The following is a 21,824-nucleotide window of genomic DNA, read 5'->3' as shown; positions in this document are numbered from 1 at the left end:
CTCCCCGGGGTTAACCAGATCCTCTTACCTCGCTTAATCTAAAGCGTGAAAAGACAATTTCAAATTGGATTCAATAATCACACAATTATTCGCAGGGATTGGTTGCCACTCTAGTTCAGACTTGGATAGCTTTTCAGATGCAATCACAATGTAGGGAGCTGTTATTTTATTTTCTAAAATGATTTGCCGTTTCTGGGGGTTAACCCGTTTGCCCAGAGACAAATACATAGTCTCAGGCTTAACACGCTTGGAACTGCAATAACGCGTTGCAACCAGGCGCTTTCCATCCGTAATGCATATATTTAAATGGGAGCTTTTTTTCGTGTTTTTTTTCACCAGAGAATTAATAATACGAAATGTTTCCTGGATGGTGCCGACAATATCCACAAGATTTGGCGAATCATATTTTTTCGCTAACTGCAAAAATAAAGCGAATACTAATTCGGAGTCGGTGCTCCCTTTGATCCAGCTAAATATGTCATCATCCAGCAAGTCCTGAAGTTGTCGTTTAATTTTATCAAAATGTGGAATCCATCCATTATGCATAAACATCCAATGCTCAAATAAAAAAGGATGGCAGTTAAACTGTGAGATCCCACCTGTACTGGCTGCTCTGACATGTGCAAAAAAGACTGATGATTCTATTTTTGTCGATAAGTAGGATAAATTTCTATCATTCCATGCTGGAAAAAGCGAGGTGAACAATGCTGGAGTTTCATCCTGCCGAATATACCAACCGAGGCCAAATCCGTCTCCATTAGTCAGGGTAGTGGACTCGCGCGCCAGAAGGCTTTGCTTAATAATCGAATTCTTTGGCTTAATCAGGATTTCGGAGAGTAGTATTTTTTTTCCTAGATAGGCCACCAGTCGGCACATAACAGTCCTCTTTCTTCTTTAAAAATAATCCTTACTCTTTAAGTATAGAAAACTTGCTGTGATCTGTAATATTTCAGTTTTGAATCCACCTCAATATCGATATAATTATTGCTTATATTATTCAAGGAAAAGAGTGCGCTAGAACTATGATGTCCAGGTTTCAGTCGATTGTTTTATTAGCCTTAACGAGTTTTGGCCTTGTCACTCAGGCCGCTCTTCCACAAGACCCCATTCAGCGCTGTCTGGACGTCAGAAGGCTCGTGGATTTTACAGCCCGGCAAAAGATGGCTGCCAAAGAGCCGGGAGTGCTGCGATTCAAGTTCCATAAAATCTCACCCGCTGAGCTGCCTCTGGAGAATCCCGCAGGTAACATGAATGAAGTGATTAATGCTTTAAATATTCAGATAAAAAACTGCAAAAAAAGCCGCGGAGAGTTTCAGACAATTACCATTGCCGGCCATCGATTCAAGCGTGAAGAATGGTGCCTGCATACCAATCAGCAAATGCTTGCTTTTGCCAAAGCAGCTCATGGGGATTTCAATAATTTTCTTTCAAAAATAAAAACTGAATTTGACTGGTATAAGAGTGAGGGCTGGCCAGAAAATCATGCCGGATTTAAACGAGGCGAGTTTCAGTTTACTGCTTATTATGCCCCCGCAGCGATTGAAGCGCGAAGTAAAAAACAGGCGGTTTTCCTATATCCAATCTATGGAAATCCGGGGGTGGTCAATGTCGCTCTGGAATGCAGAAGACGTAAACTTAAAGCGCCTCTTTGTGGAGTGGACCCGCTCACAAAAATAGCGCGTGGATTTTGTATGAAAAACGCCGATGGTAGCTATTCAGTGGCTCCGGATCGCAATGAAATTGAACATGGCGCCTTGCATCCGAAGCATGTGATTGGCTATGTTAAAGATCCCAATGATCCCGCCTTTTTAATGGTTGAAGGTTCTGGTTCCCTGCTTCTTGACGGTCAGTTATTTCATATTAATTACGACGGATACAATGGCAGGCCGCGCACCATGCTAGGCCGCATTGTTCAGTGTGCGCAAGACCCCAGCTGTGGCGGCAATCTGGATGCAATGGAGCGATGTGCCAAAGATCCCAACTGTCATGATGAGGCTAAATTACGCTGTAATCTCACCGATCAAATCAGGCAAAGTGCTGCTTCAGAAAAATTGATTCGCAATTATCTGAATAGTCTCGGCAATCAGGCTCAAGCTTTTGACCTGCGAAACCGAGATCAAAGCTATGTATTTTTTGCTAAAGAACATGGCGGACCTTATGGGTCAGAAAATATTCCCTTAACTGCACACACCTCATGCGCCACGGACCATCGGGTGATTCCCGTGGGAATGAATTTTATTTATAACACTAAAAACCGGACATCCTGGTGCGTGGCCCAGGATACCGGTGGTGCTATTGTCGGGGCTCATGTCGACCTTTATAAGGGAGAAGGGGATTTGGCCGGTATAGAGGCCAATGAGCACAATCAGGCGGGCCTATTATTTGTCGCTTTGCCGAAGGGCATTGTGCATCAATAGAATCGAGCAGTTAACTTGTCGTCTTTGTGAACGAAGTGAAGCAATCCAGATCGAAGCTTGAACAAAGTTATGATCTGGATTGCTTCGCAAACGCTCGCAAAGACGGTTTTTTGTGGCCATCCCGCTGCCGCAAGGGGCTTAGGGAGCCATTAGGTTTTGCAAATGCTCTTGCTCCGGCTCCGGCGCTTTCTCAATCGGTTCAGCTTTATAAAAGCTGGGCATGCGACCAGCAGCGACATGCCGGATTAATGCCTGTACTGACTCAATCTTCTCTGTCTTACATTCCCGGACAAGGATTGAAATAATCTCAGAGTTGCCAAATGGTTTGCCGTGATCGTTTCTGCCATGATAACCTAGATAATAGGCAAGTTTCCTCATGCTTTCCGTCAACAGATCATTTTGACGAGAAGGGAAATCCTTCTCTGCAAAATAATCCAGAGAGCTATCATATAAATCGTCTAATTTTTTATTTAGCTCCGCAGCCAAATCATGGATGGCATTTGCCTTCCATAATTCACGCCATCTCGGCGCAATGCCAGTTTCGGGCTTTTCGGCACCGCGTATTGCATCATAAGCTCTTGATCGACCCGAATGGAATTTTTGCAAGAACTCTATCGCCATCTCCTGATTGATGAATGGGGGTAGAATGATACCCTCCAGTGCTTCCTTACGTTTTCTTATTGCGTTTTCTGCTGAGCGATTCGCTACCGATTGACCATTAATAAAAAGAAGTGCATTGGTATCAGTCTCCGCTGAAGTTTTTCTTTTTTTAGTTGGGTCGCTACTGGCTCCAGATGCATAATTTAAGGCAGATGCAAACCTTTTGTAAGATGAACTTGATGTGCTTGAACAAGAACTTGCTGGAGGAGATATTGGCTGGATGGGTAATGTTGCCTCTCGAGCCGGCTGTTTCTCGGGTGATTCGGCTTTATAAAAGCAGGGAATTTTTCCAGCGGCAATATGCTTGATTAATTCTGGTACTGAATTAATATTTTTTTCCTGACACTCCCTGGAAATAATTGAAAGAATTGCAGAGGCCGTGAATTTTTCGCCGTAAATGCTTTTGGCCTGATAACCCAGGTAAAAGGCAAGGTCACCCATTATGTCCTGATGCACAGAATTAAATGGATCATTATTTAGTTTTGAAGCCAGGTCATGAACAGCCTTTGGATTCTTTAGCGGCATACGGCCAGTATCGATTGGCTTGCCGCTTTGTTTGTCATTATAAGCACTTTGTCGACCTGAATGGGCTCTTTGAAAGAAAAGCCCCGCCATTTCCTCGCTGATAAATTGGGGTAAACCAGTATCATCAAATATTGCCTTGAGTTTTCTTATTACGTTTTCTGATCTCCGTTTCAGTCCCAATTGGGCATCAACAAAAACACGATGCTGGGAGGCTTTAGGATGAGTTCCCTGGCGCCTGATTTCAGATACTTTATCACGAGCAGCTGCTGGCAGTGGAGGGGATGTCTCATTTGTGGCAGATGCGGTCATTGGCTGAATGGGTACACTTGCCTTTTGGACCGACTGTATCTCAGCGGATTCGGCTTTATAAAAGGAGGGCATGTTACCAGCGGCAATATGCCTGATTAATTCTTGTAATGAATTAATGTTTTGTTCCTCACATTCCATGGAAATCATTGAAAGAATCTCAGCGCCGCTCAAAGTATCGCCGCGATAGTTTCTGCCATGATAAGCCAGATAGTAAGCAAGGCTAGCAATTATTTTCAATGACAGCTTATTTTTGCGAGAAGAAAGTTGCTCCTCTGTTAAATTCTGAGAGCGCTCCAGATCGTGTAATTCTTGTTTTAGTTCCAAATCAAGGTCATGAATAGCTTTTTTGCTTTTGAGTGGCGTACTGCTAACATCAATTTTTTTGCCATGTAAGTCTTCATAAACTCGTACTCGAGCTGTATCGCATCTTTGTAAGAACAGTATTCCCATTTCCTCGGTGATAAATTGAGGTATAGCGACATCAGACAGTATTTTTTTGCGTTTTTGTATTAGCTTTTCGTTACTCGCTCTTGGTTGAGCATCTGCCTTCATATCCTTTGAAATCTTTCTTTTCTCAGTTGATACGCTACTGGCTTCAGATGCATCAGCCAAGGCAGCGGTGATGATAGAGGTTGCAGGAGTATGAGATGAGCTTGCTGTGCTTAATATAGCGCTTGCTGGAGGAGTTACAGGGCGAAAGGATATCGTTGACCATTGCATGGCGGCACGCATCCCTTGTCCATAAACAGTTTGTTGACTATTCAGATCGATTAACAGTTGTCTGTATTTTGAATCGTTAACACTGAATCCGCAGTAATCATAATATCCCAAAATATAAGAGATATTGTCTTCCGTTTTTCTTGAATAAAGAAAAAGGAGATCTTTTTGCTGGCTAACTGCTATATCGTTTGCTGCGCTGATCCATCCGGATAAGTAAAGTTCCCATATCCTGGTATACTTAATATTGCTTAAGCCACTGATATAACCTTGAATATAATAGCAGCTTCTTCCATCAAATAATTGAGATAAAGGAAGAGGTGGATTATGTGATTTTGCATCAGAATGGCCTGCTAGCAATAATTCTACATTTTCCTGGTTAAATGAGGTCGATTCAGCGGTAGTATCCAGAACTGAAGCGGTTGGATGGATTAAAAGGGGAGCTGATATTTCAATTGGCAAAGCAGACTGGGAGGCTTGCAGGGCCAATGTCTGCAGCTGCTCCTCATAGTAAGGATGCACCGAGTAACTGACGCCTAAGCACCGTAAATAACCCAGAGTTTTTGCAGGTGAATAGTTCTTTCGATTGCCAAGCTCAGCGGGAGGCGGCAGTTGATTATTCTTTATATCCTTCAATGCTTCATTCCAGCCCTGCAGAATGTCCAACCAGATCGCTTGATAAACACTATCCTGCAAGCCGATGACGTATCCACTAATATAGAATAGATTTTCTTTAAGCAGGTTATTGATCGATGCTCGGCTTAAGTTAAAGCTATTTTTTTTTCCTTCTCTAAGTCCATTGATATGGCTTTGAAATTCATCTATCGAAGGCATAATAAGTCTCTAAAAAATAAATATTGAACAGGGTTTATCCATCAACTGGCTATACAAAGCTGAATTGCCGAATGCCGACCGGATTATAAATGGACATTCTGCCTTTCAAAATCCACTGTTTATTAGTGGAGCAAAATGCATCTCTCGGGTTTATATTTTTGAACAAGGCATTCGGATTCAGTCCTACAGGAGTCTTTATTATGGTAAAAGAATCCATACGCTCTGTGGTAATATCCAGTTGGCGAGAGGGCATACTATATGGAAAACTGTTCACTAGTGCATCCGCGCTAAAAGCCAGACGATAGTCAGAATAGTAGGGATCCTGATATATAAAACGAGCCATCTCTATGGACATTTCGCGCTCTAATTGTTAGGCAGAAGAACATTCTATCTAAGAAATGGATTTTTGGGAACCTTTTACTGCTCATTTTGGTTAAAAAAAGAGCTTTGATTGTTTATTACTGTCTCTGGCTATGGAGGTCAAGGCAACAAAGAAGTTCAGGAGAATATTGGGCTTCTATCGTAAATCGGGTTAGGATAAGACGTATTCTTTATGGAGAGTAAATAAATGGATTTACACAAAAAAAGCCTGATGACTATAGCGTTGTTGCTGCCCTTGACAGGATTTTCCAATCCACTGGATTATTATCATCAGCGTTATCTTGATAAACATAACAAGATCAATTTAAACAAGCCAATTCGCGAAGACTATTTTACACAATGGGTTAACCATCAGGATCCTGCTGCCGGCAGTTTTTCTCAACGGTATTATGTGGATGAAACCTATGGCAAATCAGCGGATTCACCGGTATTTTTTTATATCTGTGGTGAAGCGGCTTGCTCACCATTTGTTCTGTATGGTGCCATTCGTACTTACGCCCAGCAATTTCACGCCAAATTAGTGGCTTTGGAACATCGTTTTTATGGAAAAAGTGTCCCTGGCAGGCTTTCTGTTGATAATCTTAAATATCTATCTACTCAGGCCGCACTGGATGATTTAGCCAGTTTTCAAAGCGCGATGATGACGGAAAGGCACTGGCAGGGAAAATGGGTTGCTTTCGGCGGGTCTTATCCTGGTTCTCTATCCGCCTATTATCGTTTGCAGCATCCTGAACTGGTTGTGGGGTCTTTGGCATCTTCTGCACCGGTGATGGCGAAGGATGACTTTAGTGATTACGATCAGCATGTAACCCGGGTGGCTGGCAGCGAATGCGCTGGTAAAATGCGTGAGGTAGTAAAGCAGGTGGAGGGCATTCTTGAACAGGATGATATGCAAAGCATCGCCCAGGTCAAGGAGCAATTTTCAGCCAGTGAACTACAGGATAATACCGATTTTCTTTACATGATTGCTGATGTGGGTGCTGCTGCAGTGCAGTATGGTATGCATGAGGAGTTTTGTTCTTCTTTGGTGAAAAGTCCAAGCGCGCTTCAGGGTTATGCTGCGTTTACTAAAAACCTTTTCAGACGTTGGCAAATTACTGCAAGTGACATGACGCCCCAGGGCGCTTTTAGTGAGGACGGTGAATATTACAGTGAAGGTGTAGGCGCGCGGCAATGGTACTACCAATCCTGTACGGAATATGGCTATTGGCAAAATGCTCATCCTGATCCCCTCCAATCCACACGTTCTGCGAGAATCAATGCAGACTATCATCGTGAAGTCTGCAGGCGTTTATTTGGAATCGATGCTGAGGTGGATACTTCCTACATTAATCAGAATTTTTATTGGCCCTTATTGGAATCCGCCGTATCGAGAATTCATTTTACTAATGGAAGTAATGATCCCTGGTCAAAACTGTCTCTGTCAGTGGCGAATGGGAATGCCGGCAACCCGCAATTAAATTATACCCTGATTGATGGGGCGGCCCACTGTGACGATCTGCGAACGCCGCAAAAGACTGACTCCGCCGCCTTGAAGGCTGCAAGGCAGACATTTGTTCAATTGTTAGAGGAGTGGTTGAGTTAATATGCATTGCTGTCAGCCTGCTTGATAGCCCTGCAGGCTGACATCTCTCTGAATTTCATTGTTGACAATCAATTTTTCAGATCTTACTATCAGAAAACAGATGGCGCGGGGTGTCGGTAAAACGGCTGAGAATTACCCGTCGAACTTGAACTGGTTCATACCAGCGTAAGGACTGCCTCAATTCAAAATTCTTTGCGAAAGCGAGATTCTTGCTTGCCATCTTTTGTTTATTTTTTTAACAGGAGTTATGGCAATATGTCAAACCAACTATCAAGAACCACTTTATTACTCAACTGGTATGCCAATCCTTATCACTGCCCCATTTTTGTGGCTCAGGGACTTGGATTTTATCAGGACGAAAATATCAGATTAGCCATTTTAGAGCCCAGCGATCCCAGTGATGTCACTGAAATTGTGGGTACGGGTAAGATTGATTTTGGTGTAAAAGCGATGATTCATACAGTGGCTGCCCGCGCCAAGGGCTACCCAGTCACGTCAATCGGCACTTTGCTCGATGAGCCGCCTACCGGATTAATCGCATTGAAATCCAGCGGCATTCGCAGTTTTCAGGACATTGCCGGTAAGCGTATTGGTTATATTGGTGAGTTTGGTAAAAAAATAATCGATGATCTGGCCAAATTGGCGGGAATTTCAGCGCGCTATGAGACAGTGCGTGTCGGTATGAATGTTACGGATGCGATTCATCGAGGCATCATTGATGCCGGCATTGGGTTTATTAATTTTCAACGAGTTGAGCTTGAACATTTGGCAGGAGAAACCGTTTTTCTCCGCCTGGATGAATTGGCTGGCTTAGGCTGTTGCTGCTTTTGTTCAATCCAGTTCATTGTCCATGAGCGTATGTTCCAGCAGGAACACATCATTAAAGGATTCCTGAAGGCCACTCAGAGAGGTGCCGCTTATACTGTAGAAAACCCCGAAGAAGCATTTGAATGCCTTTGTGAGCAAAAGCCACAATTGCGCAGTGCTTTGTATAAAACTATTTTTATGCGCAGTTTGCCATTCTTTTCTCGTAATCTGCTCAATATCGAGAGAGATTGGGATAAAGTAGGCCGATATACCCGGCACTTGGGGATTACGAATAAACAATTTGCAATTACTGATTGCTATACCAACTCGTTTTTACCCGCAAAGCCTTATTCCGCTTTAGAGCCTGTTGCCTGCTGTATTCGCGAGGAAGATTGATGATATCTGCGCTCAAATATTGTTATATCACTGATTATTCCAAGCCATCGCTGCTTTTTTCCGCCATTAAAGGGGGCGTTTTATCGGTTCAGTATCGTGAAAAAAACCTATCCTTCACGCAGCATTATCAGAAGGCGAAAGAGCTCAAATATCAATTGGATCGCCTTAGAATTCCCCTGATTATTAATGATAATGTGTTGCTGGCTCAGGAAATTGGCGCCGTCGGTGTTCATCTTGGGCAATTGGATCAAAGCCCGGAGAAGGCAAGATGCCTGCTCGGGCCTGATAAACTAATTGGCTTATCTATTGAGAGTATCCCGCAGCTGGAAGCTGCTAATCATCTGGATTGTCTGGATTACGTAGCAGCCAGCGCAGTCTTTAAAAGCAGCAGTAAACAGGATGTTAAAACCCTATGGGGTTTGGACGGGCTTGCAAAACTGGTGCAATTATCCAGGCATCCGGTAATCGCCATAGGTGGAATTAATCTCGGCAATGTTTCCTCCGTTATGTCGCTGGGAGCTTTCGGCGTAGCATTGATTGCTGCAATTTCTGATGCAGATAATCCCGAAGGGGCTGCGAAATCACTTCATCGTCTTATTTTGGGAGTCGATTATGCTTGAAACGATCAATGCCATCCTCAAGCAGATAAAAATCATGCGTCCGCTGGTTTTAAACATCAGTAATCAGGTGACGATGGATTTTGTCGCAAATGGCTTACTAGCTCTGGGGGCTTCGCCAATAATGACGCAGGCGATTCAGGAAATTGATGATTTGGTACCGCTTGCCGAAGCTGTAGTGATTAATATCGGAACTTTAAACGAGGAGTTTATAAAGCTTGCTGAGCGGGCATCTCGTCAGGCGAATGATTGCCACAAACCACTGGTTTTAGATCCTGTGGGAGCAGGAGCCAGTGAGTATCGCACTAGCCATTGCCTGAGCCTGCTGCGCCAATTCAATTTTCAACTGCTTCGTGGAAATGCCAGTGAGATCGCTGCTTTATCCGGCTCAAGAGTAAGCAGTGGCGGAGTGGATACTCGCCTTTTTACTGAAGAAGTTATAGAAAGTGCGAGAGAGATCTCGCGGGTTTACTCGCTAATTACCGTCGTTAGCGGTGCCAGCGATGCGATTGTTGATGAGAATCGGGTTGAATGTTTGTCAGGTGGCTCAGCGCTAATGTCGCAGGTGACTGGCGCCGGATGTTTATTTACTGCGGTCATTGCACTTTTTATTGCTCTCTGGGAAGACCCTTATCAGGCTGCTTGTGCGGCGACATGGTTCTACAGCTTGTGCGGTGAGCGGGCGGCCCAGGATGCGTCGGGACCAGGTTTATTCAAAATGCATTTCCTGGATTATCTGGCTAATGGTGAGAGGCTCGTTGCATGAAAAAAATAGCGGTTGTCCTCAGCATTGCTGGAACCGATCCCTCAGGTGGAGCTGGTATTCAGGCAGATATCAAAACTATTTCCGCAACCAGAGCCTATGCTGCCTCGGTAATCACCGCATTGGTCGCGCAAAACACCTGCGGTGTAATTGCGGTTGAAGCGGTTCCTGCCCATTTTATTGAGCAGCAATTAGAGGCTGTTTTTAGCGATCTGGAAGTTGCTGCAGTCAAGATTGGCATGGTCCACACGGAAGCAGCTATCGAGGTTATCGCTTCTTATTTGCAAAAGGTGAAACCACTTCACCTAGTGATTGATCCGGTTATGTTTGCCAAGGACAATTCTTCTTTAATGAATAAACAAAGCCTTTCCATTTTCAAAACACTGCTTTTGCCTCTGGCGAGTTTAATCACCCCCAATATTCCTGAGGCGGTAATGCTTTGCGGGAAAGAAATCACTTGCTGTGACGATATGCAGGAAGCTGCTCTGGCAATAAGTCAACACTATGAGACGAATGTCCTGATCAAAGGCGGCCATTTACCAGGAGAAAATAGTACAGATATCCTCTGCTTACACAAAACTAAGCAAATATTTTTCTTTCATCAAAAGCGAATTAACACAAATAATACACATGGGACAGGTTGCAGCTTGTCGTCAGCCATTGCTTCCTTTCTTGCACAGAAAATGAATTTGCATTCTGCTATTGAACAGGCAAAACGTTATTTAACTGCTGCTATTGTTTCGGGTCGACACTTAAAAATAGGGCAGGGGAATGGCCCGGTAGATCATTTCTTTATTCAGGATCGGTAAGTTTCTCAGCATTTAAGGCTTTGATTTTCAGTCTTTACTAAGTATCATGTTTAGCATTTTGTTGTTATCTCACTTTTACTATGGCCACAAAGGACTAAACCATGCAAAGCAATTACAAACTATTTGGGATAAAGAAGATACTGATTGTTATTTTATTAGGATTAATGTCAAATGCTTTTGCAGGCAGCCCTTTGTGGACGTTTGAGCCGCTCACTGCCACCACAATTACAGTGCCGACAAATGGCAACGCCATTGTGCAATACCGGGTGACTAATCAATCCGCCAGACCCCACATCTTAACTATGCGGCCTATCCAGGGCATTACACAAATCACCTCAGGCCCTGGTCTTTGCGGAAATCCCTTTGTACTCAGCGGCAAAACGGCCTGTATTTTGTCCTTACAGATTAACGGTTCTCAGATAAACAGCGTGATTACAGAAGGCCCTGAGGTTTGCACGCAAGCGAATCCCAATCAATGTTACCAGCCAGGAATTAACAATCGCTTACAAATTACCCGCAGCCAGGTTCCACCAGCCACGCTTAAGCTAAGCCAAACCACATTGCGTTTTACACAAAATTCAACAGGCAATGTCATTGTCACCAATGATGCAAGTTCTCTGTCGCCCGCCATCAATATTGCAGCAACCATCCCTAATGGCAGCGCTATCAGCATACAAAGCACAACCTGTGGCAACAGCCTTGCCGTTGGGGCAAGCTGCACAATTACCTTCGCTTCAGGTACGCCGGAGGGGCCTACAACGATTCGTATCGCAGGAGACAATACCAATACAACCAGTGTTGATGTCACTGTGTCCAATCGGGTGCAGATCAGTATTACAAATCCTTTGCAGCAAGGCCGGATTGTGACAGTTTCAGGAATGACCCCTTTGTCATTAGAAATCACCAATAGTGCGGACAGTATAGATCACGCCAATGGGATTACTGTCAGCAACCACGCCGCCTGCCCCAACTTGTCTGTAAATGACAGCGATTGCGCCAGTGTTGCGCCGGGGGGCACTGTACGCTGGAATTAAGTTCCAGCACCCCCTATGCACCCTGCATGATTACTATTAGCGGCAGCAATACTACCAGCCCGCAAACCCTGATTGCTTTTTATCATTTGGGAGGCCTGGTCTTTGAGGAGAGCGACGGTATAGGGAAGATTGTTATTGATCAAGCCGATGGTTTTTCTAGCCGATGGACGGGTACTGTTAGTGATATAGTGGGTTCAACCAGCTATGACGATGGGCTTGACAATACGAATGCCATTGTTGTGAATGCATCTTGCTCAAACGATCCAGGAAATTGTGCGGCTCAACGTTGTCGAGATATTGGGCCAGATTGGTATCTTCCGGCAAGAAGTGAATTAACTGCTATCCATAGCGCGCTCTGCTCTAATGAAGAATTTCCCTGTAATTTTGGCGCATTCGGAGGCTATTATTGGAGTTCCACGCAACAGGAGGGTTTAAACTTCTATGTTGCCTGGGTTGTTCACTTTCCCTCAGGCAATGATGGATCGGGATTTAACAAGGACTTTATACCACTTGCTGTGCGCTGTATTCGGGCTTTTGCCTGAATTAATTGAGGCTGGGGCAATTTTATCGAGGGGGTAAAGGGAACGGGCCAGTGGATCATTTTCCTGCCATAAGTGATTAGCATGAGTTCTGATTAATTATAGCTTCCGGGGTGCTGCTTATTCCGGAAGCAAAAGATGAGCATCAATTGAGGCTTACTTGTGTTTCTTTTTGTCTTTTTTCTTTTTGTCTTTGTTTTTGCCGCCACCACCGGAAATTTCAGGTGCTGCTGGTGCTGCTGTCATACCGTTTTTAGCACGTTCGTCTAACGCCATTTGCAGCCAAATTGGGCCGGAACCTCCTGAAAGTTTCTCCAGTTCACCATCTGAAACCTTATTCAGTTTTTTATCTTTTGGAGTAGATTTTTCTGACATAAATATCTCCTTTAGCTAGAGTATGCTTGCTTTATTAGAATAGGAACTGTTTAAACATATATCAAGAAAACAGAGACAATTTACGAAATGATAACAATTCGCGGCTTATTGATTGAGAATACTTGCAGATTAATTTACTCAAATTTTGAGCTACACTAAAAAGGCGAATGGATGCTGATCAGGAATAGAATGAAAAGAATAGTTTGCATGATGCTTATGTTATTGATGACAAGCGCGTTTGCTGAAACGCAATCGGAGATGACAGAAGATGCCTGCCAGCAATACAAGGCAATGGATACTTCCTTAAACTCCATCTACAAACGCATATTACAGGGCTATCAGGATGATAAAGCATTTATTGCCAGTTTTGTCACTGCCCAGAAAAAATGGCTGGCCTTCAGAGATGCGCACCTGGATTCCCTGTATCCAAATGAAGCGGATAATGGCAGTGTAAGTTCTATGTGCCGCTGTAATGCCTTATACCAGCTAACAAAAGCCAGAGTGGATCAGCTTAAACTATGGGATGAGGGGGTTGAGGAGGGTGATGTATGCAGCGGAACTATTAAGTCACGCTAGGGTTGCTTAAAACTTCTCTCAAGCTTCCGGAATGCCTTACTCCGGAAGCATAACGATGAGCATTTCATGACTATTTATGTTTCTTCTTTCTGTCTTTTTTATCCTTCTTATCTTTACCGCTGACACCTGGTGATGAACCAATGTGAGGCGCGTTTTGAGCCATCGCTTTTTCAATTTGACTAGGGTCAATGGGTGCGTATCCCCCTGAAAGATTTTCCAATTCACTATCAGAAACTTTGTTCAATTTTTCATGTTTGGCATTATATGACATAAATATGCTCCTATGACTAGCTATGCTCGCCTTTCTAGCATAGGATCTGACTAAAAATTTATCAAGAAATGGAAGGGAATATACGAAATGATAACAAGTGAATCCCCTCTCACAAGCTGGGAGAGGGCGGAGGTCACTGCCATTAAGTTAAGCTTAATTGTATATTAAACTGTCATCCCCGCGAAAGGCGGGGATCCATCTCTGAGCTAATTAAAATGCCGACTGAGGAATAGATTCCCGCCTTTCGCGGGAATGACATAAGTCCTTAACTTAATGGCAGTGAGGGTTGCTTTTAAATCCCTCTCTCTAGCTCTCTCCCTGAGGGAGAGAGGACTTTAGGGAAGATTTCTTTTAAGAGAAAACCCCTATGTGAACCGCAATTTGCTCCGCTCCCAGATACAGTTCAAAATCGGTCGCGAACTTTCGCTGAAACTGGTGATTCGCCGCAAAAAATTCCCAGATTGATTTCCACACATTAATCACGGTTGCAGGCATTGGCCCCTTTGCTTCAAACACCAGATATGATCCGGATAAAACCGTAACCGTATTGAGGTTGTCGGTGTTGGCTTCCTGGGAAACCCCGGCGGTGACCGTATACAAACCGTCCTCATTGGACTCATAATCGGAATAAACGCCAAATATGCTGGTTGTGTTCGCCAATTCACTGGCAAAAAATCGCTGCCAAAGCGCGGGTAGTTTTGCGCTTTTCGGATTCATTTCATCCTGATTGTTTGTTCTGACGCTAAATCCTTTAACAATAAAACTGGCAATTTCTTTTTTCACCGGTTCAATCATCATTTAATTCTCCTTATTTCTCCAAAGCCACCACGCGAATCCGGTTATTATCTGGATCCAGTGCGACAAAAGTATATCCATAATCCAGAGTGATGGGTATTTGGGCAACAGGTATTCCCCTCTGCTTCCATTGTCCAAACAAGGCGTCAACCTGCTCATTAGTGCTAACAGTGATTGCCAATTCAAATCCTCCATTCCCCTCTGCTGCGGGCTCGACTGTTTCTCTGTCTTTCAAACCAATAGTCACACCATTTTGCATCTTAAATGCACTGAAGGCTGGGGAGAGTTCCTCTGGGTTTATTTCCAGCAAATCCTGATAAAAGGAACTGCTCGTGGCGACATTGCTTACATAGATGATTACAGCGCTCGGTTCTAACATGTTCTTCTCCTTAAAAGTAACAGGGAGAAATTTAAAGCAGTGTTGTGACAGTTTCTGTCAGCAGTCTGAAACTATTGCTCCGGAATATTGAATCTTGTGCGCCATTGTTTTAAAAGCGCCTGGCGCTTTTGCTGATAACCTGTTTCTATTAAACTCAGCGAAGAAATCCGATCGCTGCGGAAATGACGAAAATCATTTCTTAATTCACACCAGGCGATCAGTATACGGCTGTTATCAAAAAAGCCCAGAGCCAGCGGGCGAATGATACGTGTGCTGCTTTCCTCGTTGACATCTGAATAGGTCATTTTCAGCTTGAATTCTTTACGAATGGCATGCCGAATCAAGCTTTCATAATCATCATTGCTTTGAGTTTTTGCAGGACCCACCAGAAGGCCAGATGACTCCAATTGCTGGCGCAGATCAGGGGGAAGTACCGAGGATATTTTAGTCAGTGCCTTAGTGGCAGCAAGCTTAAGCTTGTGATCCGCCCGTTTGGCCACCCAGCGTGAGCCAAGAACCAGTGCCTCAATTTCCTCTTCGGAAAACATTAATGGAGGCAGCATGAATCCTGGGCGCAGGATATAACCCAAACCAGGCTCGCCCTCAATATCGGCGCCCTGGGATTGCAGCGTGGCAATATCGCGATAAAGGGTTCGCAGGCTAATCCCCAAATTTTCCGCCAGCAATTTTCCGCTGACTGGATAGCGATGCTGGCGTAAAATCTGAAGAAGTTCTAAAAGGCGTTGTGTACGGGACAAAGCAGTTCGCAGTGAGTCAAAATGAGCCTATTTTGGCAGTATGAAGATAAAATTTCCAGCTAGTCAGCGATCAGCAAGATAGTCTGCCTGCCACAAACGATAAAATACCAGTATTTTCATAAACAGACCTTTTAACGTTGCTGGGCGCTCAGCACTTTTAAAGCCAATACAACAAAAATAAAGGCAGTTAATCGGTTAAATAGTCTTTGCACGGCATCGTTAGAAAAAATGCGTTCTTTCAGATAAACAAATAAGAAAACATAGAGAAAATTAACCAGGGTTCCCGACACTACAAAGCAGCAGCCTAAGGACAATAACTGCAGCCATACTGCGCCACGTTCAACATCCACAAACTGAGGCAGGAAGGTTAAAAAGAAAATACCTACTTTGGGGTTTAAAAGATTGGTAAGCACGCCATTCTGATAGGATTTCCAGACTGAAACAGCTTGTTTGTCGCCAGTGAACTGCCTGTTTTTTGACTGTAATGCCTGCCAGGCAAGATAGAACAAATAAAAGGCTCCCACAATTTTTATCAGATTAAACACAAAGGGGGATTCCTGCAATATGGTGGAAAGGCCCAGGGCTGAGGCAATAGCATAAATCGCAATACCAGTGCCAATGCCAATAGTTGCCACGACTCCATGCCTGAAGCTGTTCAGGCTTTGACTTGCAACGTAGAGAACATCATTGCCAGGCGTAATATTCAATATAATAGTTGCTGTGAGAAAGAAAATAAAATGAGCTGTATCCGGAAACATAAAACCCCCGCTTTCATCAAGGCTGTTATTCGCGCATAATTATAACAGAGGCAATTTTATTTGCTCATGTATTTTCGTACTGACTTGGTTTATATCCAGAATCAGGGTAAACAGCGCAAGAAACGGGTCCACTTAAATACTTAAGCCCTCTATGATAAGCAGAAGAGCTATTGAGTGAGGAGTGCCGCATGTTAAGGCAGCAGCAGATCGATTACGAGCGTATTGAGAAGGCAATTCATTATATTGATGAGCATTTTAAGGCCCAACCTTCACTGGAAGAAATCGCCCAAGTGATTCATCTCAGTCCCTGGCATTTTCAAAAAATGTTCACTGAATGGGCAGGCATCAGTCCAAAAAAATTTATGCAGTACCTCAGCATCAACTATGCTAAACATTTACTGAAAAATAAGATGCCCTTGCTGGAGGTCGCTTTTGAAACAGGCCTTTCCAGCGGCGGCCGTTTACACGATTTATTTGTGAAAATTGAGGGGATGACCCCCGGGGAGTTCAGAAATGGCGGGGCGGAACTCAGTATTAATTATTCCTTTGCTGAAAGCCCATTTGGACGAATAATTGTCGCTTCAACGCCCAAAGGAATTTGCAGCATTGCGTTTGAAGCGAATGAGCAAGCCGCTCTATCTGCTTTAAAAGCGCGCTTTCCCAAGGCAGTTTATCGGCAAATGACTGACCAATTCCAGCAAGATGCCTTATTACTATTTCAAAAAGACTGGCAGCAGCTTGATACAATAAAACTGCATCTGGCGGGAACCCCATTTCAGCTGAAGGTATGGGAAAGCCTTCTGAAAATACCAATGGGATCTCTCGTAACCTATGGCGATATTGCCCGCAGTTTGTGTAAGCCTAAATCTTCAAGAGCGGTAGGGGGCGCAATTGGGAGTAATCCGATAGCATTTCTTATCCCCTGTCACCGGGTGATCCAGAGCAGCGGTAAACTGGGCGGGTATATGTGGGGTGAAACCAGGAAAAAAGCGATGATAGGATGGGAAGCCGCCAAAACAGACGTATAGATAGAAGAGGTGTTGGCGTGGATCTAATTGAAAAAATCAACAATCAGCTGCACAATTTACTGCCTTATGACGGTATAGTGCATTATTACGGTTCAGTTCTGACCCGCGAAATGGCAGATGCCTATTATCGGGCATTAATAGATGAGATCCTCTGGCAAAATGATGAAGCGATAATCTTTGGAAAAAAAGTGATTACCAGGCGCAAAGTGGCCTGGTATGCCGATAAAGCTTTTTCGTATACCTATTCAGGAGTTACCAAAACAGCTCTTCCCTGGCTTCCTGTTTTGGAGGAGTTGAAGACCATCGCCGAAAAAGAAAGCCAGGAAACCTATAACTCCTGTCTGCTTAATTTATATCATGATGGCAGTGAAGGCATGGCCTGGCATAGCGATGGCGAAAAAGATTTACTAGAAAACGGTGCTATTGGTTCACTGAGTTTTGGCGCTGAACGGAAATTTTGTTTTAAACATAAGAAAAGCAAAGAAATTGTTTCTAAAGTTTTAGAGCATGGCAGTTTGCTGGTGATGAAAGGTGTTACCCAGACCCATTGGCTTCACCGCCTGCCACCGACGAAAGCCAGGCATCTGCCACGAGTGAATTTAACATTCCGAAGTATTGTTGAAACCAATGCATCTCCCTGGCGCACAGAATAAGGATTCAGAGCGAACAAAGTTCGCTCGCTCCTGGGATTATTCCATCTATGAATCCGGTATAGTTTTTGGCGAGAATTGGCTGTACGTCAGCATACGGCCAAATCCACTTTGCAATCAGGAGCTTAAACTCATTCCTGCTGCAGTGGGTTCTTCGAGTTGCGCTAATTCCTTTTTTGAGCTTAAAAGTTGTCGTTCTAAACTAGTCACCCTGACTTTTGTATCCCAGATTGTGAGATGCGTCTTATCAGCAATTTCTTTTTTAATTACTTTTAACTCTTTATCACTTATTTCAAAGTGTCGAAAATGAGAATAAAGCTCGGCACAAATCCCTCGGATTTTTTCCTCTTCACTTAAGTCTTTATTTTCCTCTAAGAGATGAAATTCGATAGTACCGCATTCTGTCACTTTGATATTATTCATGTGGATTAAAGAGAACAAAGCACGGTAGATTTTATTATCTCGCAGCCATACAGGAAGAAGGGAGTTATTTACACACCAGATTCCACTAAGTCCCAGCACTTTTACGGGTATTTTGTGCTCGATGGCAAGTTTGGCAGCTCCTGAGTAAATCATTGGCGGCTCCTTCCCTAGCAGGCGAAAGTTACCTTGAGGGAAAAGCACAACGCAGCCATTTTCATTTAATGCCTGGCTTGCGCGTTCAAGTGCCGCAAAATTGGCAGAGCGTCCATCACTGGCTTTTGCTTTATCCCCTTCAACTGGTATGGTTTTAAACATCTTCAAGGTGGAAGCAATACCCGGGATGCTATTAAAATTAGTTGTGGCAAGGAATTGCGGAGGGTTGCCCTTCATTTTGGATGCAACAACCAGGGCTTCGACGCTGGTGCAATGAGGTCCTATTGCGATTAAGTCTTTCTCAGTATTGTTTATCGTCAGGTCGTCAGCTTTGGTATGCCACATATTAATGATAAATACTAAAGCGCCGGCAATAATCCGAGCCAAACGGCTTTCATAATTTAATCGATTATTGGATTCGGCGTATTTAGCGGCCAGTGCAAGCATGCCTACACTAAAGCTTGCAAAGAGAACCAGCATCGTATAGGTGCTCGCTCCAGAATCGCTTTCGTCATTTTGCATGCCCGCAGGGGAATCAAAGGTATACATGAATTACTCCTTAATAAACAAAAGGTTATTAACTTATTCGATTGAGCCTTTATCCAGGTTCTGTGAACCTAAGCATCCCTATAAGGAAAACTATTCCGGCGCCCGAGTAACTATGCCTTATTTGCGTGCAAAATGGAATCAAAGTGACTAGAAGATGTTATTTTAATTTCAGCTGCCAATTCAATAAGCAGCTGTTCAAACCGTCATTCGTTTATCCTGTGGTCAACATCCCGCAGGAGATGCCAGTCACGGTGATTCTCAACAGAGGTAAATCTTTTCTTTTCATAGCCTCAATTTGAATGAGATTTAAAGGATGAACCATTGTGGATCTCAATTGTATACTTTCACCAAGCCAGGGCTGATGGAAGCAAAAGTCTTTCTCGCCGGTTATTTCATAAAAGAACAGAATGCTTGAGTCCAGTTCGGTTTGAAAAGGCCTAAGATATTCATCAGAGCCGGTTAATTGATATAAATATTGTTCCCAGACCGGTAAATATACCTTGGAAAGGGTGACCCCTAATTGTTTAACAAAGGCTGCAAAAAGGGCATTTTCTTTATAAAGAGCTTTTAGCTCGTTCTGCTCCTCATCGCCAAGTTCAAGCCAGGTAGAACCAATACCCCACCAGGTTGGGAAAAGAAGCCTTGTTTGTGTCCAGCACAAAATCCAGGGAATCGCGCGAAGTTTTCTCTGATCAGGCCCTGATTTGCGCTTGGTGGGCCGCGAGCCAATTTTAAGCTCGTTTAGAAAATGATAGGGGGATGCCTGTTCAATTGTAGGCCAGAACCATTCGCTTTGAATCAGTGCTTTATATTTCTGACTCACTTTGGCTGAAAATGATTGCAAAGCTTCAGGATATTCATTAACAGTGTTTGTTTCTTTTTGCGCGTAAATATCAAGAAATTTATCAATCTGGCTCTTAAGAATTGAATTCGAACCAAAAAGCCTTGCGACCATTTCACCCTGAATGGTTGCTTTATAATTAGACATTAATTCCTTGGACCAGGAGGCCGTTTGCTCTTTAATATCCCCGCCTCCTCGCTCAATGCTGCCGCCGGAGCCATGAAAAAAGATGGGACAGAGCCCCTTGCTTTCGAGAGTGGATTGAATGCGTCCCAAACTTTGAGCAATCATAAGCCGTGAAGGTAAAACGCCATTCTCTTTGGAGGAATCGGAGTACCCCAGCATGACTTCGTAGTTTCCATTCCACTGTTCAATATGCTTTTGCCTGATATCTTCGGTGATCGACTCATTTAGAATTGCATCAGCGCTGGTTAAGGCGAGTTGATTCTCAAAAAGGGGAACAACCGGAAGGGCATAAGTTTTGAAGATGTGTCTGACCAGCGTGATTCCATTTTTTATATCTTCAGCGGACTCAACCATACTGAGAATAAAACCGCGAATATAATTTTTGGGATCTGTGCCATGAGTTATAGAATAAACCTGTTCAAGCATTCGGGTGATGGTAGTTTTTTTGGGGCTGATTAAACTCTCTTTTACGATAGCTGAATCTTCTCGAAGCTCTAAGGGAATGACTAAAGCAGGATAGAGCTGAAAAATGCTTGAAATAATGGAAAATTGCTCGGGAATGAAATGAAAAAACGCCGTGCTATTGGCTTGAAGATCGCTTAAATCATGTTTAAATGCGGATACTTTTTCATTATCTTTTTCGCGAATCTTTCCAAGATTCTGCGCGCTTTTGACAAGCTTAAGCAATTGATTAGTTAAGGCTTTGTTTTCGGCTAATGCGGTCGAGAGTCTGGCAATTTCAATGATTTCTTTCAGTAATTCCTGAATGTGGCGAATAAAAAAGGATCGAGAGAGCTCGAGACTTTTCACCATAATTTTCTCATCGACACCCGAATGACCATCTTTATCTCCACCTACCCAGGTCCGTAATTGAACGGGAATGCCTTCCGCCAGAAAGGAATGATACAGATTAATGTTATGCGGATTGAGCGCGTACTGGTAAATATAGCGCGCTTCATCTTCCACGCTGGGCTTCTCGTGATAGGAAATGCTAATCTGCAGTGAAATTTTAAGCATCTGATCAAAGCAGGATTCATTGACCAGATAGGGAGATTTGAGTGATTCCACAAGACAATCGCGAATTGACTTGAAAAGCTTTAAAAATTCATTGGTCCGCGCTTCGGTGGGATGTGCCGTTAATACATAATGAATCCCTTGAGGCTTGTCAGGATAAACCCTTTCTTCTCTCTGATTAATACGAAAAATACGATAGGCGCTTTCGCAGGCGTTAATCAGCTCCATCATCAGCGAAAACGCATGCGCTATTTGATAGAGCTGATGTCGGTTTAATGTGGAAAGACTGGTTTGTAATTCAAGCAGGGCATTTTTTAGCGTTAACGCGTCCCTGCCAATGGTGTCCTGCATTGCAATACGGATATGCTCAAATCGTTCAAAGGCCTCTATTCCATACACGTCTTCAATGGCCTTCCCTAAACGAGAAAGTGACCATGAAACCATACGGCCAAGCTCTCTTGGCAGATAAGAGACATTTTGTTTCATTAAAACTCCGATTTTAGAGGCTGTCGACTAAATCCTTACTGCGCACGCCATTGAATTTAAATCATTTTATCGCAAGCATTGTAATACATTTATGCAGAGGGGGAAATGCTTGGGGAAGCGCTTTTCTTAAGCAAAGTGTTGGGTATGGGGTTGATTTATAAATAATGCTATTATGGGCAAAGCTTAAAC

22 protein-coding genes and 1 riboswitch are annotated in these 21,824 nt (G+C 43.6%); of the genes, 11 read left to right on the top strand and 11 right to left on the bottom strand.

The features are described 5' to 3' along the window. Window positions 1-33 precede the first annotated feature (33 nt). The gene (locus E1O89_RS11655) at window positions 34-876 is read right to left on the bottom strand and encodes a class II glutamine amidotransferase (protein WP_133140312.1); all 843 of its coding nucleotides are present in this window, start codon (window positions 874-876) and stop codon (window positions 34-36) included. Between the two features lie 146 nt (window positions 877-1,022). Between E1O89_RS11655 and E1O89_RS11650 the strand changes: the two genes are divergently transcribed. Continuing rightward, window positions 1,023-2,417, top strand: a complete 1,395-nt coding sequence (locus E1O89_RS11650) for an MltA domain-containing protein (protein WP_262337510.1) — start codon at window positions 1,023-1,025, stop codon at window positions 2,415-2,417. Between the two features lie 138 nt (window positions 2,418-2,555). On the opposite strand, the gene E1O89_RS11645 is transcribed toward E1O89_RS11650, so the two are convergent. Both E1O89_RS11645 and E1O89_RS11640 read right to left on the bottom strand, forming a co-directional pair. After that, window positions 2,556-5,462, bottom strand: coding sequence for a hypothetical protein (locus E1O89_RS11645; RefSeq protein WP_133140311.1), 2,907 nt, complete (start codon window positions 5,460-5,462; stop codon window positions 2,556-2,558). 49 nt (window positions 5,463-5,511) lie between these two features. Then, the gene (locus E1O89_RS11640; RefSeq protein ID WP_133140310.1) at window positions 5,512-5,817 is read right to left on the bottom strand and encodes a hypothetical protein; all 306 of its coding nucleotides are present in this window, start codon (window positions 5,815-5,817) and stop codon (window positions 5,512-5,514) included. Between the two features lie 213 nt (window positions 5,818-6,030). Between E1O89_RS11640 and E1O89_RS11635 the strand changes: the two genes are divergently transcribed. The 7 genes from E1O89_RS11635 to E1O89_RS11605 all read left to right on the top strand — a co-directional run bounded on the left by E1O89_RS11635 (window position 6,031) and on the right by E1O89_RS11605 (window position 12,396). Continuing rightward, window positions 6,031-7,428 carry a S28 family serine protease gene (locus E1O89_RS11635; RefSeq protein WP_133140309.1) on the top strand — a complete coding sequence of 466 codons (1,398 nt, stop codon included), beginning with the start codon at window positions 6,031-6,033 and terminating at the stop codon, window positions 7,426-7,428. A gap of 96 nt (window positions 7,429-7,524) precedes the next feature. Beyond that, window positions 7,525-7,618, top strand: a riboswitch (TPP riboswitch). A gap of 65 nt (window positions 7,619-7,683) precedes the next feature. Then, window positions 7,684-8,631, top strand: coding sequence for an ABC transporter substrate-binding protein (locus E1O89_RS11630; RefSeq protein WP_133140308.1), 948 nt, complete (start codon window positions 7,684-7,686; stop codon window positions 8,629-8,631). After that, window positions 8,631-9,251 (top strand): thiamine phosphate synthase, encoded by a 621-nt coding sequence (thiE, locus tag E1O89_RS11625; protein ID WP_133140307.1) that lies wholly within the window; start codon window positions 8,631-8,633, stop codon window positions 9,249-9,251. The genes E1O89_RS11630 and thiE overlap by 1 nt, the downstream gene beginning before the upstream one ends. Then, a complete protein-coding gene (thiM, locus tag E1O89_RS11620) occupies window positions 9,244-10,014 on the top strand; it encodes a hydroxyethylthiazole kinase (RefSeq protein ID WP_165483143.1) in 771 nt (256 codons plus the stop codon). Before thiE ends, thiM begins: the two co-directional genes overlap by 8 nt. Then, a complete protein-coding gene (thiD, locus tag E1O89_RS11615; protein WP_133140305.1) occupies window positions 10,011-10,820 on the top strand; it encodes a bifunctional hydroxymethylpyrimidine kinase/phosphomethylpyrimidine kinase in 810 nt (269 codons plus the stop codon). Before thiM ends, thiD begins: the two co-directional genes overlap by 4 nt. Window positions 10,821-10,921: 101 nt before the next feature. Then, window positions 10,922-11,854, top strand: coding sequence for a hypothetical protein (locus tag E1O89_RS11610; RefSeq protein WP_133140304.1), 933 nt, complete (start codon window positions 10,922-10,924; stop codon window positions 11,852-11,854). A gap of 26 nt (window positions 11,855-11,880) precedes the next feature. Further along, the gene (locus E1O89_RS11605; protein ID WP_133140303.1) at window positions 11,881-12,396 is read left to right on the top strand and encodes a DUF1566 domain-containing protein; all 516 of its coding nucleotides are present in this window, start codon (window positions 11,881-11,883) and stop codon (window positions 12,394-12,396) included. A 153-nt stretch (window positions 12,397-12,549) separates the two neighbouring features. On the opposite strand, the gene E1O89_RS11600 is transcribed toward E1O89_RS11605, so the two are convergent. Beyond that, entirely contained in the window at window positions 12,550-12,768 is a 219-nt protein-coding gene (locus E1O89_RS11600) for a hypothetical protein (RefSeq protein WP_133140302.1), read from the bottom strand. A 189-nt stretch (window positions 12,769-12,957) separates the two neighbouring features. Between E1O89_RS11600 and E1O89_RS11595 the strand changes: the two genes are divergently transcribed. Further along, window positions 12,958-13,344 (top strand): lysozyme inhibitor LprI family protein, encoded by a 387-nt coding sequence (locus E1O89_RS11595; RefSeq protein ID WP_165483142.1) that lies wholly within the window; start codon window positions 12,958-12,960, stop codon window positions 13,342-13,344. Window positions 13,345-13,414: 70 nt separating this feature from the next. Here the strand turns inward: E1O89_RS11595 and E1O89_RS11590 are convergent, their stop codons facing one another. The 5 genes from E1O89_RS11590 to E1O89_RS11570 form a co-directional block, all read right to left on the bottom strand. Beyond that, window positions 13,415-13,615: a hypothetical protein gene (locus E1O89_RS11590; RefSeq protein ID WP_133140300.1), complete on the bottom strand. Its 201-nt coding sequence runs from the start codon at window positions 13,613-13,615 to the stop codon at window positions 13,415-13,417. A 351-nt stretch (window positions 13,616-13,966) separates the two neighbouring features. Next, window positions 13,967-14,413, bottom strand: a complete 447-nt coding sequence (locus E1O89_RS11585) for a GyrI-like domain-containing protein (protein WP_133140299.1) — start codon at window positions 14,411-14,413, stop codon at window positions 13,967-13,969. Window positions 14,414-14,423: 10 nt separating this feature from the next. Then, window positions 14,424-14,789 (bottom strand): VOC family protein, encoded by a 366-nt coding sequence (locus E1O89_RS11580; protein WP_133140298.1) that lies wholly within the window; start codon window positions 14,787-14,789, stop codon window positions 14,424-14,426. A gap of 71 nt (window positions 14,790-14,860) precedes the next feature. Then, entirely contained in the window at window positions 14,861-15,547 is a 687-nt protein-coding gene (locus tag E1O89_RS11575) for a helix-turn-helix transcriptional regulator (protein WP_133140297.1), read from the bottom strand. A gap of 131 nt (window positions 15,548-15,678) precedes the next feature. Continuing rightward, window positions 15,679-16,305, bottom strand: a complete 627-nt coding sequence (locus E1O89_RS11570) for a LysE family translocator (RefSeq protein ID WP_133140296.1) — start codon at window positions 16,303-16,305, stop codon at window positions 15,679-15,681. Between the two features lie 188 nt (window positions 16,306-16,493). On the opposite strand from E1O89_RS11570, the gene E1O89_RS11565 reads away from it, so the two are divergent. Together E1O89_RS11565 and E1O89_RS11560 are read left to right on the top strand one after the other, a co-directional pair. Continuing rightward, the gene (locus E1O89_RS11565) at window positions 16,494-17,333 is read left to right on the top strand and encodes a bifunctional helix-turn-helix domain-containing protein/methylated-DNA--[protein]-cysteine S-methyltransferase (protein WP_133140295.1); all 840 of its coding nucleotides are present in this window, start codon (window positions 16,494-16,496) and stop codon (window positions 17,331-17,333) included. Between the two features lie 17 nt (window positions 17,334-17,350). Then, window positions 17,351-17,986 carry an alpha-ketoglutarate-dependent dioxygenase AlkB family protein gene (locus E1O89_RS11560; protein ID WP_222845437.1) on the top strand — a complete coding sequence of 212 codons (636 nt, stop codon included), beginning with the start codon at window positions 17,351-17,353 and terminating at the stop codon, window positions 17,984-17,986. A gap of 114 nt (window positions 17,987-18,100) precedes the next feature. On the opposite strand, the gene E1O89_RS11555 is transcribed toward E1O89_RS11560, so the two are convergent. Beyond that, window positions 18,101-19,108 carry a lysophospholipid acyltransferase family protein gene (locus E1O89_RS11555; protein WP_262337509.1) on the bottom strand — a complete coding sequence of 336 codons (1,008 nt, stop codon included), beginning with the start codon at window positions 19,106-19,108 and terminating at the stop codon, window positions 18,101-18,103. Window positions 19,109-19,319: 211 nt separating this feature from the next. Then, entirely contained in the window at window positions 19,320-21,635 is a 2,316-nt protein-coding gene (locus tag E1O89_RS11550) for a phosphoenolpyruvate carboxylase (protein ID WP_165483141.1), read from the bottom strand. Between the last annotated feature and the right edge of the window lie 189 nt (window positions 21,636-21,824).

It is taken from the genome of Legionella genomosp. 1, from assembly GCF_900640215.1.
GTDB classification, from domain to species: domain Bacteria; phylum Pseudomonadota; class Gammaproteobacteria; order Legionellales; family Legionellaceae; genus Legionella_C; species Legionella_C quinlivanii_A.
The sequence above is the reverse complement of the archived record's forward strand: the minus strand, read 5'-3'. Positions and strand labels throughout refer to the sequence as shown.

Coding starts and splice junctions, on each gene's coding strand:
- E1O89_RS11600 (WP_133140302.1), bottom strand. CDS start 12,768: ATGTCAGAAAAATCTACTCCAAAAGATAAAAAACTGAATAAGGTTTCA.
- E1O89_RS11605 (WP_133140303.1), top strand. CDS start 11,881: ATGATTACTATTAGCGGCAGCAATACTACCAGCCCGCAAACCCTGATT.
- E1O89_RS11585 (WP_133140299.1), bottom strand. CDS start 14,413: ATGATGATTGAACCGGTGAAAAAAGAAATTGCCAGTTTTATTGTTAAA.
- E1O89_RS11650 (WP_262337510.1), top strand. CDS start 1,023: ATGATGTCCAGGTTTCAGTCGATTGTTTTATTAGCCTTAACGAGTTTT.
- E1O89_RS11635 (WP_133140309.1), top strand. CDS start 6,031: ATGGATTTACACAAAAAAAGCCTGATGACTATAGCGTTGTTGCTGCCC.
- E1O89_RS11630 (WP_133140308.1), top strand. CDS start 7,684: ATGTCAAACCAACTATCAAGAACCACTTTATTACTCAACTGGTATGCC.
- E1O89_RS11550 (WP_165483141.1), bottom strand. CDS start 21,635: ATGAAACAAAATGTCTCTTATCTGCCAAGAGAGCTTGGCCGTATGGTT.
- E1O89_RS11610 (WP_133140304.1), top strand. CDS start 10,922: ATGCAAAGCAATTACAAACTATTTGGGATAAAGAAGATACTGATTGTT.
- E1O89_RS11640 (WP_133140310.1), bottom strand. CDS start 5,817: ATGTCCATAGAGATGGCTCGTTTTATATATCAGGATCCCTACTATTCT.
- thiE (WP_133140307.1), top strand. CDS start 8,631: ATGATATCTGCGCTCAAATATTGTTATATCACTGATTATTCCAAGCCA.
- E1O89_RS11580 (WP_133140298.1), bottom strand. CDS start 14,789: ATGTTAGAACCGAGCGCTGTAATCATCTATGTAAGCAATGTCGCCACG.
- E1O89_RS11570 (WP_133140296.1), bottom strand. CDS start 16,305: ATGTTTCCGGATACAGCTCATTTTATTTTCTTTCTCACAGCAACTATT.
- thiD (WP_133140305.1), top strand. CDS start 10,011: ATGAAAAAAATAGCGGTTGTCCTCAGCATTGCTGGAACCGATCCCTCA.
- thiM (WP_165483143.1), top strand. CDS start 9,244: ATGCTTGAAACGATCAATGCCATCCTCAAGCAGATAAAAATCATGCGT.
- E1O89_RS11565 (WP_133140295.1), top strand. CDS start 16,494: ATGTTAAGGCAGCAGCAGATCGATTACGAGCGTATTGAGAAGGCAATT.
- E1O89_RS11595 (WP_165483142.1), top strand. CDS start 12,958: ATGAAAAGAATAGTTTGCATGATGCTTATGTTATTGATGACAAGCGCG.
- E1O89_RS11655 (WP_133140312.1), bottom strand. CDS start 876: ATGTGCCGACTGGTGGCCTATCTAGGAAAAAAAATACTACTCTCCGAA.
- E1O89_RS11590 (WP_133140300.1), bottom strand. CDS start 13,615: ATGTCATATAATGCCAAACATGAAAAATTGAACAAAGTTTCTGATAGT.
- E1O89_RS11645 (WP_133140311.1), bottom strand. CDS start 5,462: ATGCCTTCGATAGATGAATTTCAAAGCCATATCAATGGACTTAGAGAA.
- E1O89_RS11555 (WP_262337509.1), bottom strand. CDS start 19,108: ATGTATACCTTTGATTCCCCTGCGGGCATGCAAAATGACGAAAGCGAT.